The following is a 14,742-nucleotide window of genomic DNA, read 5'->3' as shown; positions in this document are numbered from 1 at the left end:
AAATTGATTTATTTCGACCACGCCGCTACGACTCCGGTGAGACCTGAAGTTGTATCGGTCATTCAGGAATCGCTTATCGAAGATTTCGGGAATCCTTCCAGCACCTATGCTCTGGGAAGACGAACAAGACAGCATATCGACCAGTCACGCAGGATTTTTGCGGCATCCATCCAAGCAGACCCGGCTGATATCATCATCACAAGCTGCGGCTCCGAATCCAACAATACAGCGATCATACCGACTGCGTTGGCTCTGAAGGAAAAGGGCAAACACCTTATCACTTCTGCAGCGGAACACCATGCAGTCCTGCATCCGATGCATTATCTGGAAACGTTAGGCTTTGAGGTGACCTATCTTCCGGTGGACGATACCGGAAAAGTAACCTTGCAATCCCTGAAGGATGCGATTCGCGAGGATACTATCTTAGTCTCATTGATGTATGCCAACAACGAGGTGGGCAGTATCAATCCAATTGCCGAAATAGGTGCTTTTTTGACAGAACAGAACATCCTATTCCACACCGATGCCGTTCAAGCATATGGCAGCGAGCGGATTGATGTGGAGCAACAGCATATCGACTTCCTATCGGTTTCCGCGCATAAAATCAATGGTCCCAAAGGCATTGGATTTTTATACCGTAAAAATAGTCTGCACCTGCCTAATTTCATCCATGGCGGCAGCCAGGAGAACGACCACCGTGGCGGTACGGAAAATACGCCATACATCCGGGGGTTTGCTGAGGCCGTCACTCTGATGGAAGCAGAACGCAAAGAAAGCAACCGCAAAAAACGTGAACTGGGCAAGTATTTACTGAGCGGACTTGAAAAAAGCGGGATTCCATTTGAATGCAATGGTGTCTATCCTGAGGGAGTCCCGCACATCTTGAACATCTGGCTGCCCGGTATGCGTTCCGACAAAATGCTGATTCAGTGCGATCTCAAAGGGATCATGCTGGCGGCCGGATCCGCTTGTACAGCCGGCAGCATTGAACCGAGCCATGTATTGGCAGCGATGTACGGAATGGATAATCCGCGAGCAACCGAATCCTTACGCATTTCATTCGGACCGGATAATACGACTGATGAGGCGGACACGCTGATCGCCTTGCTGAAAAGCATCCACAGTAAGCAATACAAGAACGGCTGAACGAAAGAAAAAAATGTGTTATGATAGAGAAAACGTTATCTTGGAGGACTGCATATGGCATTCGAAAAAAATGTATCTTTAAAGGGATCCGGAAAAACCTTTCGATTGGACGAACAGGTGAAACGCTACACTTTGCGCGACAATGGTTTTGAGGAAACCAAAAACGCCAATTTCCAAATGGTCCGCGATTTGGACAACAGCGTGTTGCATAAACAAGGGATCAAAGTGAAAATTGTCGTCGCTGCCGATCTGAAAACATTGAAAGTTTCCACAACGACGAGCAACGGATTGCAGCTAGTGGATGTCTACGGTAAGGAAACCATGTCGGCTGCGAAAGAACAGTTGGAATACATTTTGGACAGCTTGGTAGAAAACGGCGTCCTGGCTGAAGTGTCGGAGTAATCCCAATTTATTTGTGATATTTGAAAACAACGGACCGGTTCTGTAAGAGTAAATCTTACAGCCGGTTTTTTTTTCATCAAATGGGAAAATGGAACTTGCTAAAATCCATGTGCACAAAAAAAACACCATGCATACTATAAATGCATTAATATAATTATATAAACAGTTGTTTTTTTCATTCCAATTCTTATGAAATATGATATACTTATTCAGAATCGCACAAACAATTCGGGAGATGAAGAAAGTGGAACAAAAATATCAAGGCGCAGCCATGACTACAGTTGATAAAAGCGCCCTAAAGAAGTCACATTTATTTGAGACTTCACAAGTAAAATATTTCATCAGATGTATGCTTGCTGGTATGTTTTTGACGTTGGGTACCTCAATTGCTGTAATGGTCGCTGAAAAAGCAGAACACATGCTGCCCGGTAGTGGGAAATTTTTCTACTCATTCATGTTTGCATGGTCTTTGGTCATGATCAATTACATGAACACAGAATTGGGTACATCCAACATGATGTACATGACAGCAGCTATTTACCGCAAGGTGTTGGCACCCAAAAGAGCTTTAGCAATTTTATTCGCTTGTATCCTTTTCAACCTTATCGGTGGTACCATCGCTTCATTCGTCATGTCATTCACGAATATTTTCCAGGATTTACCGGCTGAGCACTTCCTTTTCCATGCAGTTGAAGGCAAGTTGCTCAAAACACCTATACAGATGGTTGCTGAAGGTATCTTCGCGAACGTCATCGTGAATACGACTGTATTTGTGAGCGCGCATATGAAAGATGACGCCGGCAAGCTCTTCTCGACCATTTTCATCATCTTCATCTTTGCATTTTTAGGCTTTGAACACGTTATCGCCAACTTCTCTTCCTTCAGCCTTGCGTTTTTCGCATTCGGCGGCGCTTTGCCAGGGATGACGGTCGGCAGCGTCCTGACGAACTGGTTCTTCGCTATGATCGGCAATTACATCGGTGGCGGATTGATCATTGGTTTGCTTTACGCATGGATGAACAAGGATTCCGAAGTATACGTAGACTAAGCTTTACAACCAAAAACGAGAAGGGTCCGGTAACCGGATTCTTCTCGTTTTTTCTTCTACGGATAAAAAAATGTCCGAATGAAGATTTGTTCGTTTTTCCGAGGTGATAGTTATCCCAATTGGCGATAAAACTTACGGACCGTTGACAAAAGCGAAGATTATCTGTATTGTTTTACTGTTATTTGTTAACAAAAATAAGGCATGCTGGCCGACCGTCGCAAGCGGCTGATAGATAGAACGAAATGTGATTAAGGAGGATTTTTTTATGAAATTGCTGGAGGAACGTATACTGAAGGATGGCATCGTGTTGGGGGACAACGTGTTGAAGGTGGACAATTTCTTGAACCATCAGATCGATCCCATATTGATGCAACAATTGGGGGATGAATTTGCACGGTATTTTGCTGACAAAAAAATCACCAAAATTTTGACGGTGGAGACATCCGGCATTGTGCCCGCAGTATTCACAGGTTTGGCATTGGGAGTGAAAGTTGTTTTTGCAAGAAAACAAAAGAGTCTGACGATGAAAGACAATCTGTACTCGGCCACTGTCTACTCCTTCACAAAAGATGTCACCAACGAAATTACAATTTCCAAACAATATCTTGACGAGAATGATCATGTCCTCATCATTGATGACTTTTTGGCGAACGGACAAGCCACTAACGGCTTGATGGAAATCTGCAAACAGGCAGGAGCGGAGATCGCTGGTGTCGGTATCGTCATCGAAAAATCCTTCCAAAAAGGCAGAAAAATTTTGGAGGAACAGGGTATGGATGTCTATTCATTGGCGCGCATCAAGTCCTTTGAAAACGGCACGGTACAGTTCATAGAAGAATAGCAGCACAGGAAGGCAGATAATCTCTGTCTTTTTTTTGTTTTCAAACATGGAAAATTTTGGGCGTTCAGGATCTTTCGATTTGGCTTCAATATCTCCACAAAGCCTTTTGGAATTGTGGTAAAATGTTAAATATACATGAGATTATGAGCGTTATCTTAATGAGGAGGTTCAATAATGAGAATCGAAACACAATGTTTACACGAAGGGTATCACCCAGGGAACGGAGAGCCAAGCGCGCTTCCGATTTACCAAAGCACCACTTACAGATATGACTCCACGGAACATATCGGGAAATTATTCGATTTGACTGCTGCCGGGCACATGTATTCGCGCATCTCCAATCCGACTGTTGGAGCCGTGGAAGAAAAAATCGCGGCGATGGAGGGTGGCGTAGGGGCTTTGTGCACAACTTCCGGCCAGGCTGCCACCATGATAAGCTTGATGAACATCCTGAAGGAAGGGGATCATTTCATCAGTACCGCCTCCATTTATGGCGGAACAATCAATCTGTTCGCCGTAACTTTGAAGCGATTCGGAATCGAATGCACATTTGTCGATCAAGAACTGCCTGAGGAAGAAATCCAAAAAATGTTTAAACCGAACACAAAGGCTGTTTTCGGCGAAACCATCGCCAATCCTGCTTTATCTGTTCTGGACATCGAAAAATGGGCCGCGATTGCGCACAACAACAACGTTCCTTTAATCGTAGACAACACGTTCCCGACGCCATACCTTTGCAGGCCGTTCGAGTTTGGAGCGGACATCGTGGTCCATTCCACCTCGAAATACATGGATGGCCACGCTGTACAGATGGGCGGAGTCATTGTCGACAGCGGTAATTTTGACTGGAAAAACGGTAATTTCCCGGAATTTACCGAACCGGATGAATCCTATCACGGCATCGTCTATACGGAAAGCTTTGAGAACGCTGCGTATATTACAAAAGCACGGGTACAGATGATGAGGGACATGGGGGCGTACCCAACCGCCAATGCTGCCTTCTTGTTGAATCTAGGGCTTGAAACGCTGCCTGTGAGAATGGACAGACATTGCAGCAATGCCTTGAAAGTCGCTGAATATTTCAAACAATCCGAGAAAGTTGAATTTGTGAATTATCCGGGATTAGAAGGAGACAAATACCACGAATTGGCAAATAAATATCTGCCGCTCGGAACGTGCGGCGTCATTTCACTGTCTATCGAAGGAAGCAGAGAAAATGCCATCAAATTCATGGACAGTCTGAAGTTGGCGTCCAATGAAGTCCATGTTGCCGACATCCGGACTTGTGTGCTCCATCCGGCAAGTTCAACCCACAGACAACTGACCGATGAACAATTGGCGGCGGCAGGCATTACGCCAGGACTGATCCGCTTTTCGGTAGGGCTTGAAAACATTGCTGACATCATCGAAGACATTGAGCAAGCATTGGCAACCCTGAATTTGGATGCCAAGCCTTATACAGTCTGATCGACAGTTTCCCTGAAAATGAAGCAGAATCCCTTCCAAAGGTGTTCTGCTTTGTTTTCTTTAGTGGGAAAGATTTCTCTTTTGCATCCCATATCATTCAAGAAGATCGGAAGTGAAGCAATGGCATACAACAATAAAACAGCACTCATCAAATGGATTGCGATCCTCACAATGACGATCGATCACATCGGCTATTATCTGTTCCCTTCTTTTCTTTTTCTACGTGTGGTCGGACGCATCGCGTTTCCTTGTTTTTTGTATACAACCGTGAAAGGGGTAAGGGAAACGCGTGATTTTCGCAAGTATTTGTTGCGCTTGGTCCTGACCGGGGTCATCAGTATGCCGATAACCGCACAAGTAGGGAATGTCTTCAATATTCTCTTTACTTTGGCTCTTTTTGCCTTATCGATCAAAGACTATCGTTTCATCTTGCCGGCAATCTTTTTGGTCCAGTTTACGGAATACGGCCTGTATGGCTTTATGATGGGGTGGACAATCTATGTACTCTTAGAAAAACATGTTGGAGCGGGAATTGCCTTGTTTTTGCTAGTGAATGCTTTGCAGTTCCCCTCCTTGCAGGCATTCGCGGCAGTAGCGCTTATTCCCATGCTTATGCCGGTCAATTTTGGGATCAGTCCGCTACCGAAATGGACCGGTTATGCCTACTATCCGGTCCATCAAGTTATCCTCATGCTTATCGCCAGGCTGATGTGACCGTCGGCTTGTCTGCGGACAGGCGAGAAAGCTTGAAATATGCGCCGGGATGGTGTAAACTGTTTCTTTGTATCGGATGTTACTTATATAATGTAAGAAGTGAGAAAATACACAAATCAAGTAAGGGTGTGAAAGGCATGCAAGACAATTCAAAAATACGCGTGGTGGTCGGAATGAGCGGAGGCGTTGACTCTTCTGTCACAGCATTGCTTTTGAAGGAACAAGGCTACGATGTCATCGGTATTTTCATGAAGAATTGGGATGATACGGATGAATTCGGATTCTGTACGGCAACCGAAGATTACAAGGATGTGCAAGCTGTCGCACAGCAAATCGGCATTCCCTATTATTCTGTCAATTTTGAAAAGGAATATTGGGATAAGGTGTTCCAATATTTCCTGGACGAATACACGAAGGGACGGACACCGAATCCGGATGTCATGTGCAACAAAGAAATCAAATTCAAAGCCTTCTTGGATTATGCGATGGAACTGGGGGCGGATTATGTCGCAACCGGGCATTATGCGCAAGTCGTCCGTGACGAAGATGGCACTGCTCATCTTCTCAGAGGCGTGGACGATAACAAAGACCAAACCTATTTCCTGAATCAGCTTTCCCAAGAGCAACTTTCCAAAACGATGTTTCCGCTAGGCGGAATCAAAAAGCCGGAAGTGCGCCGCATTGCTGAAGAAGCCGGTTTGGCGACAGCCAAGAAAAAAGATTCGACGGGCATTTGTTTTATCGGCGAGAAGAACTTCAAAGAATTCTTGACGAACTTTCTGCCGGCGATCCCGGGCAAAATGGTCACCTTGAGCGGGGATGTGATGGGGGAGCATGCCGGATTGATGTACTATACGATCGGGCAAAGAAAAGGTCTGGGAATCGGCGGCGGCGGAGAATCCGATGATCCTTGGTTTGTCATAGGCAAGGATTTGGCGACCAATACGCTCTACGTGGGCCAAGGCTACCATCATGAGAACCTGTATGCCGACAGTCTGGATGCGACCGATATCCACTTCACCTCCGAAGGCAAGAAACCATCTGTCTTCACTTGCACGGCTAAATTCCGTTACCGTCAACAAGACACGGCAGTCACTGTCTATCTGAACGAAGATCAGACGACTGCCCGTGTGGAATTTGCGGAACCGGTCCGCGCCATTACGCCTGGCCAAGCTGTTGTTTTTTATGACGGTATGGAATGTCTGGGTGGGGGCACGATCGACAAGGCTTATCAAGCCGAACGCATCCTGCAGTACATCTGAATAATGAGTGAGAGGCTGGTTTTTTCTACGGCCTCTCTTTAATTTGGGCGGGAATTGTGGTATCGTTCTTAAGGAATCTTGTTACAAGTCTGAATATTATAAAAAGGGAGGGGATCATCCGGATGGATACAGAACAAGGCTATATCGTTGGAGAACTCAAAGCGATTTTCTTTGAAAACGCGAGTAATTTCTACAAGGTCATACTGATTTCAGTCAGTGAATCGAATCTCCCACAAAAGAATGAGGAAATTGTAGTGACGGGAAGCTTTGGGCAAATAACCGAAGATACAGCCTACCGCTTTTTCGGTGAGGTCGTGGAGCATCCGAGATACGGCGTCCAATTCCAAGCCAATTCCTACCAGCAGGAAAAACCCACATCCAAGAATGGGTTGATTGCATTCTTGTCGGGGGAACGGTTCCCGGGCATCGGTAAACGCACGGCAGAAAAAATCGTCGAGACTTTTGGCGAGGAGGCAGTCGATGTCATCCTCGATGACCCGGAAGCTCTGAAAAACATCAGCGGCATGACACCCAAAAAGAGAGAAATGATGCGCGATGTCCTGATGCAGACGCAAGGAACCGAAAAAATCCTGATTGCTTTGGGAAACTATGGATTCTCCAATAATCAGGCGGCGAATATCTTCCATTTTTACCGCACCGAAACGCTGACTGTCCTTAACGAAAATCCTTACCGCCTGCTCGAGGACATTGAAGGCATCGGTTTCAAGAAGGCCGATCAATTGGCGGAGGAGTTGAATTTCGCTCCGGATCACACAAGCCGGCTGAAGGGTGGCTTGTTCGCGACGTTGCAGGAACTTTGCCTCTCGAACGGGGATACGTATGTCGACGGGACTGTCTTGCTTGAGCGGACGATCCATTTGCTTGAGCAAAGCCGGCGTTTCATCATCGAGGATGCGCCCGTCATCGAAGCGCTGATGGAGATGGTGATGGACATGAAAGTGGTCGAGGATCACAGCCGTTTTGCCATCCCGTCTCTCTATTTCGCCGAAGAAGGCATCGCTTCATCGATCGACAGACTTCTGAAACGAAAAACGAAAATTGCTTATCCGGGAGTGGATTTGGATCTGGAAATCGAGCAGCTGCAATCAAACCTGCAGATCCGCTATGGCGCCTCCCAAATCGAAGCGATTAAAGCAGCTTTGCTTTCACCGTTCTTCATCCTGACCGGAGGCCCTGGTACCGGCAAAACGACAGTTCTGAAAGGGATCGTCCGCATGTTCTCCGAACTAAACGATTTGCCGGAAGACCCTCACGACTACAAAGATGGACTTTTCCCGATATTACTTGCCGCTCCGACCGGACGGGCCGCAAAACGTATGCAGGAAACGACAGGTCTGCCCGGCAGCACGATTCACCGCTTACTGGGCTTGACGGGCCAGGAAAAGGAATCCGAAGAACTTTATACGCAAGAGCTGGAAGGCAAGCTGTTGATCATCGATGAAGTTTCGATGGTGGATACATGGTTGATGCACCGGCTCCTGAAGTCGGTGCCGTCGGGCATGCAAGTGCTGTTTGTCGGGGATAAGGACCAATTGCCGTCGGTCGGGCCGGGCCAAGTGTTGTTTGATCTATTGAACTGCAAATCATTGCCGCAGGTCGAGCTGAATGAGATATTCAGACAATCTGGCGATTCCTCAATCATTCCGTTGGCGCACGAAATCAAGAACGGCATCCTCCCACGCGATTTCCGGAACAATCAAGCGGACCGGTCGTTTCTGCCTTGCCAAACGCATCAGATCGAGCCGGTTATCCGGCAAGTCGTCGAAAAGGCAAAATCAAGAGGGTTCACCGCGAAAGACATCCAGATTCTGGCGCCGATGTACAAAGGCGCTGCCGGTATTGATGCCATCAATACGATGATGCAGGAAATTTTCAATCCGAAGGGGAACAAGAAAAGACGCGAAGTTGCTTTTTTCGATGTCGTCTATCGGGTAGGCGATAAAGTGCTTCAGTTGGTGAATCAACCGGAAAATAATGTCTTTAACGGGGACATGGGTGAAATCACTGCCATCCAATTCGCTAAAGAGACGGAAGAGAAAGTCGACCAGATCACGGTCCTATTCGATACTGTCGAAGTCACCTATAATCGTAATAATTGGAACAAGTTCGTGCTGGCTTACTGTTGTTCCATCCATAAATCACAAGGCAGCGAATTTACGATGGTCATTCTGCCGATGGTGAAACAGTACGGGCGGATGCTGCGCCGCAATCTGCTGTACACAGCCATCACCAGGAGCAAAAGCAAATTGATTTTGTGCGGCGATTACGAAGCTTTCGAAACGGCAGTCGTAAGCACCGGTGATATCCGGAAAACGATGCTGCACGAAAAACTGGAACGCAACCTGAACAATGACAAAGTCTTCACTGCGGAAGAACCCGCAGAAATCAAGGAAACGAAAGCACCCAGTGTTGGAATTGAGACTGCTGAATCACTCATCGAAACAACTACCGAATCTGCAACCCAAAAGCCAGAAAACAAAGAATCTCCAAAAATAATACCCATCTACCATTTGACGATCGAACACATTTCCGATGGGAGCATCGATCCGATGATTGGCATGGAAAATATAACACCGGAAACTTTCATGAATGAAAAATAATCCGGGAGAAGTCCGCAGATAATGAAGAATTTGTCTGCGGACTTTTCTGCTTTCAGAAAATCAGCGGCGCCGTCCGCAATAATCAACGGTGCCTCTATAGGCGCTCCCTTCAGCAAAAGAAATAAGCTACTCGCCGCCTCAATATTCTGCTATACTGACAGTAAAGCAATTTACTGGTTTTCCAATACAGCTACAAGAAGAGAGTGGTATAATGGAACTATTTGATCAATTGATGAATCCGAACTGGAAGAACATCCCGATGGAGCACAAGCTTGTTCTGGCCAGCAGCGTTGTCCGTTATTTTGTGAATCCGCTTTTGTCTGTCGCGGATATCCGTCCGGCGTATTATCAGATGGGCGGCATCAAGACCGAAACGTTTACAGTGGACATCAACGGCGCACCGTTTGTTTTTGTACCCGGGCACAAGGAGGCCGTCCTCGGATGGGACAGCGGAATCAACGGCCTGGACCCATTGGACATCAGCTCTGACAGGAAAGAGATGTACCTCGCCATCGAAAATTGCCTGAAACTTTCTGTTCAAGGCGCTGAATTTTTGCATGACGATCATTGGATGAAGAAGAAAATCGAACCGATCCATTCTTTGAATGAATTGGAAGAATTGGTCAACAGCCAAATGTCGCAGCTTCGGACGACAGAGATCCCTCCATTATTGGTGGAAGTCAGTCCGACTTATGTGGGGATGACGAAAGTCGGGAATTATGCAGTCATAAACGGGAAATTTGAGGGCCAAAGCGATTGGTTCAGCATACACGAGAAGGACATCCATCAAGCCTTGATGCCGAGCGCAAACGGATCATCGATATTTGCGGATTTTCCGGCGCATCTGGTCCAAAATGATTCTTTCTTCCTGAAACAGAACGAAGATTTGGATTCTTACACAGTTTTCGCGCCTTACCAGACCACTTATGCAGAGATGCGCAAGCAATTGGAGAAAGATGGCATGGGGTTGCTGTCCAGCGATGAATGGGAATATTGCTGCGGCGCATCGACGCGCAGGCTTTTCCGTTGGGGCAATCAGTTGCATCGTAACCTATTCGAACCCGAAGATAGCTATCTCTATAAAAAAAACATGTTTGGCTTGGAAATAGCCAATATGGGCTGGGGACCGGAACTTGTCGAAGACGGGTTGTTGGCCAAAGGCGGCTGGATTTTCATTCAAGCCGAGAATATACTGGAGAAACTCCTGCCCTACGCTACCTATTATGAAAACTATGCGGATGCTTTAAAGGAGAAGCAAGGGCTATTGACACCCGGTTATTACTGCGCAAGACGCTCCATCCGCATCGAAATGTGACCTGTTCTGCTTTTCTGAAGAACTGCTTGCAAGCGACCGGTATTTTGGTTATACTAGTTTTTGATTGAAGCAGAGGATATAGGAATGGATAACAAAAGAGAGTTTCCGTTTGGTGAAAGGAAACGCATCCGTTTATGCTCCCTTTGCGTAAATATAGTAGAAATACTATCGCTTCCAGCGTTAACGGATCCGAGAGGTAATGAATGATCAAAACATTTCATTGCAAACAAGGTGGTACCGCGTCATTCGTCCTTGTATGCAGTGGGGTGTTTTTTATTTTTTCCACTCCAAAAATAAATGAAGAGAAAAGGAAGGTAATAATGAAGAATCTGAAAAGCAGTGACATCCGTCAAATGTATCTTGATTTTTGGGCAACGAAAGGGTCGAAAGTGGAACCGAGCGCTTCGCTGATACCGGTCAACGACCCTACCTTATTATGGATCAACTCAGGCGTCGCAACGCTGAAAAAATATTTTGATGGCACATTGATCCCTGAAAATCCGCGCATCACCAATGCTCAAAAAAGCATCCGCACAAACGACATCGAAAATGTGGGCGTGACGGCAAGACACCACACATTATTCGAAATGTTGGGGAATTTTTCGATCGGGGACTACTTCAAAGAAGAAGCGATCCCTTGGGCTTGGGAATTCCTGACTGATGAAAAATGGTTGGCGTTCGATCCGGAGTTGCTTTACGTCACTTATTATCCGGAAGACACGGACACAAAACGCATTTGGCAGGAAAAAGTCGGTTTGCCGGAAGATCATATCGTTCCGATTGCGGACAACTTCTGGGATATCGGCGCAGGACCGTGCGGACCGGATACGGAAATCTTCTATGACCGCGGACCATCCTTCCAGGATTTGCCTGACGGAGACCCTGAAATGTATCCGGGCGGTGAAAATGAACGCTACCTGGAAATCTGGAACCTAGTATTCTCTGAATTCAACCACAAGCCGGATGGCACCTATGAGCCGCTGCCGCACAAAAACGTCGATACGGGGATGGGTCTGGAACGTGTCACAAGCGTAGTCCAAAACACACCGACCAACTTCGAAACGGATCTGTTCATGCCGATCATCGAAAAAATTGAGACGTTGAGCAACGGCAAGAAATATGGCGAAAACAAAACATTGGATATTTCCTTCAAAGTTATCGCTGATCACGTCCGCGCCGTTAGCTTTGCGATAGGGGACCGTGCCTTGCCATCAAATGAAGGCCGCGGCTACATTTTGCGTCGTTTGATCCGCCGCTCCGTCATGCATGGCCAAAAATTGGGCATCGAAAAAATGTTCCTGAACGAATTGGTTCCGGTTGTGGCAGCCATCATGGAATCTTATTATCCTGAAGTCAAAGCAGACCAAGATTTCATCATCAAAGTCATCACGAATGAAGAGCAACGTTTCCAGGAAACGATCCATGAAGGGATGGAAATCCTGAACAACGTCTTTGAAGAGATGAACGAAAAAGGTGAAACGGTCGTAAACGGCACGAATGCCTTCAAACTGTATGATACATACGGCTTCCCGTTGGAATTGACGAGCGAATATGCCGAAGAAAAAGGCTTCACAGTCGATACAGCAGGGTTCAACCAAGAGATGCAAGAACAACGGAACCGCGCTCGTGCAGCCAGACAAGTGGAAGACTCCTTCTCCGTGCAATCCCCGGTCTGGGCTGAAGTGCTGGTTCCGAGCACGTTTTCCGGCTACGCCCAAACAAAAATTTCGTCCGAGCTTTCAGTGATGGTTGCGAATGACGAAATCGTCGAAAAAGCAGCTGCAGATGATCGTGTTCAGATCATTTTCCGCGAAACACCGTTCTATGCAGAAATGGGTGGACAGGTCGCGGACAGAGGAACGATCAAAACCGAAGCTGGTGAAGTGATCGCAGAAATCGAAGACGTCAAGCGCGCCCCTAATGGCCAAACCATGCATATTGCGCGTGTCCTGACAGAAATCCATTCGAACGAAACTTATATCCTGCACGTGGATGAAGCGCGCAGAAGAAGCATCACAAGGAACCATACGGCGACCCATCTATTGCACCAAGCACTGAAGGATGTATTGGGAAATCATGCCAATCAAGCCGGTTCGCTGGTAAACCCGAATCAACTTCGTTTTGACTTCACGCATTTCGGCCAAGTAACAACAGAAGAGTTGGTACGGATGGAAGAAATAGTGAATGAAAAAATTTGGGAAGCATTGCCTGTCGTAACGGTCGAAACAACCGTCGATAAAGCGAAAGAAATGGGCGCCATGGCATTGTTTGGTGAAAAATATGGCAAAGAAGTCCGAGTCGTCGATGTCGGTGGCTATTCAGTCGAACTATGTGGCGGGGTTCATGTACAGAATTCGCAGGATATCGGAGTCTTCAAGATTTTGTCCGAATCCGGAATTGGTGCAGGTGTCCGACGCATCGAGGCAGTGACCGGCCAGGCAGCTTATCAGTATTTCCGCACAAAAGAAGCTGAATTGAGCGAGGCGGCACAGCTTGTGAAAGCCCAACAAACAAAAGAAGTAGCCGGTAAAATCAATCAGCTCAAACAAGAAATGAAGGAAATGCAAGGCGAAAATGAGTCTTTGAAAGCAAAAATCATGAATGCCGAAGCCAAAGATCTCTTTGAAAACGTGGAAACCGTCAATGGTGTCACATATATCACCTATGAAACAATAAATCAGGATATGAACGCGTTGCGTCAATTGGCTGACCAATGGCGTCAAAAAGCTGTCTCTGATCTCTTCGTGGCAGCTTCGGCTACAGATGGCAAAGTCAATATGCTGGCGGCAGTCTCCCAAGAGAAATTGGAACAAGGTCTAAAAGCCGGCGATTTGATCAAGATACTTGCTCCATTTGCTGGGGGCAAAGGCGGCGGACGTCCGGATATGGCACAAGCAGGTGGAAATAACCCAGCAGGCATCCCGGATGCCCTGAAACACGTTGGCGTCTGGATCGAGGAAAATACAAAGTAAGCATCCTTTCTCAGGGGCGGGCATCTAGACAAGATGCCGGTCCCTGTTTGTTGGGCCAATCCGCATGAAAAAAAATGCGGAATATACCAACAGGAGGGAAATTGGACAAGTCGCGACGCCCATCCGCAGAGGGCAGCGGCATTTCTTTGTTGTAGTTTTTTGTGATTTCTTGTAAAATGGTAAATATACTAAAGAAAACTGGGGTGTCGCTATGAGTTCGAAAGATGAAACGATGTTATTCAATTTTGATGACAATCTGAAAAAGAATGTACAAGAGACATTAGCCCTTGTTTATGACGCATTGGAAGAAAAAGGATACAACCCTATCAACCAGATTGTGGGCTACCTGCTTTCTGGCGATCCAGCTTATATCCCGCGTCATAACGATGCCAGAAACCTGATCCGCCGTCACGAACGTGATGAAATAATGGAGGAATTAGTGAAGAGCTATCTTTCTGGAACAGGCAGAATCATCCAATGAGGCTCATGGGCTTGGATGTCGGATCAAAAACGGTAGGAGTGGCCATCAGCGATCCGATGGGATGGACGGCGCAGGGGATCGAAATCGTCAAAATCGATGAGGCCAATGGCGTATTTGGCCTTGAGCGGATTGCCGAATTGGTCAAAGAATACGAAGTTGAAAAGTTTGTACTTGGCTTGCCCAAAAATATGGACAACAGCATTGGTTTCCGGGCGGAGGCTTCCATCGCTTATGGGAATTTGCTTGAAAAAGAGTTGGGTTTGCCGGTCGATTACGTTGATGAAAGACTTACCACTGTGCAAGCAGAAAAAATGTTGATTAATGAGGGAAATGTTTCCCGCAAAAAACGGAAAAAGGTTATCGACAAACTTGCTGCTGTCATACTTCTTCAGAATTATTTGGACAGCCAGTAAAGAGAGTGGTTTTTTTGTCCTATTTGCGTTACAATATCCTTTGTTTGAACGATAAAAATA

Annotated in this window: 12 protein-coding genes; all 12 read left to right on the top strand. The window is 46.5% G+C overall.

Annotation, left to right across the window (positions count from 1 at the left end; all coding sequences use genetic code 11):
- Positions 1-3: 3 nt before the first annotated feature.
- The 12 genes from C7R56_RS07240 to ruvX all read left to right on the top strand — a co-directional run bounded on the left by C7R56_RS07240 (position 4) and on the right by ruvX (position 14,682).
- Positions 4-1,146, top strand: a complete 1,143-nt coding sequence (locus C7R56_RS07240; RefSeq protein WP_234402601.1) for a cysteine desulfurase family protein — start codon at positions 4-6, stop codon at positions 1,144-1,146.
- Positions 1,147-1,200: 54 nt separating this feature from the next.
- Positions 1,201-1,548 (top strand): cysteine desulfurase, encoded by a 348-nt coding sequence (locus C7R56_RS07235; protein WP_107995889.1) that lies wholly within the window; start codon positions 1,201-1,203, stop codon positions 1,546-1,548.
- A gap of 271 nt (positions 1,549-1,819) precedes the next feature.
- Positions 1,820-2,596, top strand: a complete 777-nt coding sequence (locus C7R56_RS07230; protein WP_086628425.1) for a formate/nitrite transporter family protein — start codon at positions 1,820-1,822, stop codon at positions 2,594-2,596.
- Between the two features lie 265 nt (positions 2,597-2,861).
- Positions 2,862-3,437: a xanthine phosphoribosyltransferase gene (locus tag C7R56_RS07225; protein ID WP_107995888.1), complete on the top strand. Its 576-nt coding sequence runs from the start codon at positions 2,862-2,864 to the stop codon at positions 3,435-3,437.
- A gap of 174 nt (positions 3,438-3,611) precedes the next feature.
- Positions 3,612-4,904, top strand: coding sequence for an O-acetylhomoserine aminocarboxypropyltransferase/cysteine synthase family protein (locus C7R56_RS07220; RefSeq protein ID WP_107995887.1), 1,293 nt, complete (start codon positions 3,612-3,614; stop codon positions 4,902-4,904).
- Between the two features lie 120 nt (positions 4,905-5,024).
- Positions 5,025-5,618 (top strand): TraX family protein, encoded by a 594-nt coding sequence (locus C7R56_RS07215; protein WP_159072191.1) that lies wholly within the window; start codon positions 5,025-5,027, stop codon positions 5,616-5,618.
- A gap of 137 nt (positions 5,619-5,755) precedes the next feature.
- A complete protein-coding gene (mnmA, locus tag C7R56_RS07210) occupies positions 5,756-6,880 on the top strand; it encodes a tRNA 2-thiouridine(34) synthase MnmA (RefSeq protein ID WP_107995885.1) in 1,125 nt (374 codons plus the stop codon).
- A 122-nt stretch (positions 6,881-7,002) separates the two neighbouring features.
- Entirely contained in the window at positions 7,003-9,501 is a 2,499-nt protein-coding gene (gene recD2, locus C7R56_RS07205; protein ID WP_107995884.1) for an SF1B family DNA helicase RecD2, read from the top strand.
- 211 nt (positions 9,502-9,712) lie between these two features.
- Positions 9,713-10,816 (top strand): DUF7278 family profilin-like fold-containing protein, encoded by a 1,104-nt coding sequence (locus tag C7R56_RS07195; RefSeq protein ID WP_107995882.1) that lies wholly within the window; start codon positions 9,713-9,715, stop codon positions 10,814-10,816.
- A 320-nt stretch (positions 10,817-11,136) separates the two neighbouring features.
- Entirely contained in the window at positions 11,137-13,788 is a 2,652-nt protein-coding gene (alaS, locus tag C7R56_RS07190; protein WP_107995881.1) for an alanine--tRNA ligase, read from the top strand.
- Between the two features lie 211 nt (positions 13,789-13,999).
- Positions 14,000-14,269: an IreB family regulatory phosphoprotein gene (locus C7R56_RS07185; RefSeq protein WP_086941762.1), complete on the top strand. Its 270-nt coding sequence runs from the start codon at positions 14,000-14,002 to the stop codon at positions 14,267-14,269.
- Complete coding sequence (gene ruvX, locus C7R56_RS07180) at positions 14,266-14,682, top strand: Holliday junction resolvase RuvX (RefSeq protein ID WP_106448780.1); 417 nt, start codon at positions 14,266-14,268, stop codon at positions 14,680-14,682. The genes C7R56_RS07185 and ruvX overlap by 4 nt, the downstream gene beginning before the upstream one ends.
- The last annotated feature ends 60 nt before the right edge of the window (positions 14,683-14,742 follow it).

Source organism: Trichococcus paludicola (assembly GCF_003052295.1).
GTDB lineage: Bacteria > Bacillota > Bacilli > Lactobacillales > Aerococcaceae > Trichococcus > Trichococcus paludicola.
This window is presented reverse-complemented; position numbering and strand designations above follow the sequence as displayed.

What these genes read in the sequence shown, in the direction of transcription:
- C7R56_RS07235 (WP_107995889.1), top strand. Translation starts at nt 1,201, where the DNA reads ATGGCATTCGAAAAAAATGTATCTTTAAAGGGATCCGGAAAAACCTTT.
- C7R56_RS07230 (WP_086628425.1), top strand. Translation starts at nt 1,820, where the DNA reads ATGACTACAGTTGATAAAAGCGCCCTAAAGAAGTCACATTTATTTGAG.
- C7R56_RS07225 (WP_107995888.1), top strand. Translation starts at nt 2,862, where the DNA reads ATGAAATTGCTGGAGGAACGTATACTGAAGGATGGCATCGTGTTGGGG.
- C7R56_RS07220 (WP_107995887.1), top strand. Translation starts at nt 3,612, where the DNA reads ATGAGAATCGAAACACAATGTTTACACGAAGGGTATCACCCAGGGAAC.
- C7R56_RS07215 (WP_159072191.1), top strand. Translation starts at nt 5,025, where the DNA reads ATGGCATACAACAATAAAACAGCACTCATCAAATGGATTGCGATCCTC.
- mnmA (WP_107995885.1), top strand. Translation starts at nt 5,756, where the DNA reads ATGCAAGACAATTCAAAAATACGCGTGGTGGTCGGAATGAGCGGAGGC.
- recD2 (WP_107995884.1), top strand. Translation starts at nt 7,003, where the DNA reads ATGGATACAGAACAAGGCTATATCGTTGGAGAACTCAAAGCGATTTTC.
- C7R56_RS07195 (WP_107995882.1), top strand. Translation starts at nt 9,713, where the DNA reads ATGGAACTATTTGATCAATTGATGAATCCGAACTGGAAGAACATCCCG.
- alaS (WP_107995881.1), top strand. Translation starts at nt 11,137, where the DNA reads ATGAAGAATCTGAAAAGCAGTGACATCCGTCAAATGTATCTTGATTTT.
- C7R56_RS07185 (WP_086941762.1), top strand. Translation starts at nt 14,000, where the DNA reads ATGAGTTCGAAAGATGAAACGATGTTATTCAATTTTGATGACAATCTG.
- ruvX (WP_106448780.1), top strand. Translation starts at nt 14,266, where the DNA reads ATGAGGCTCATGGGCTTGGATGTCGGATCAAAAACGGTAGGAGTGGCC.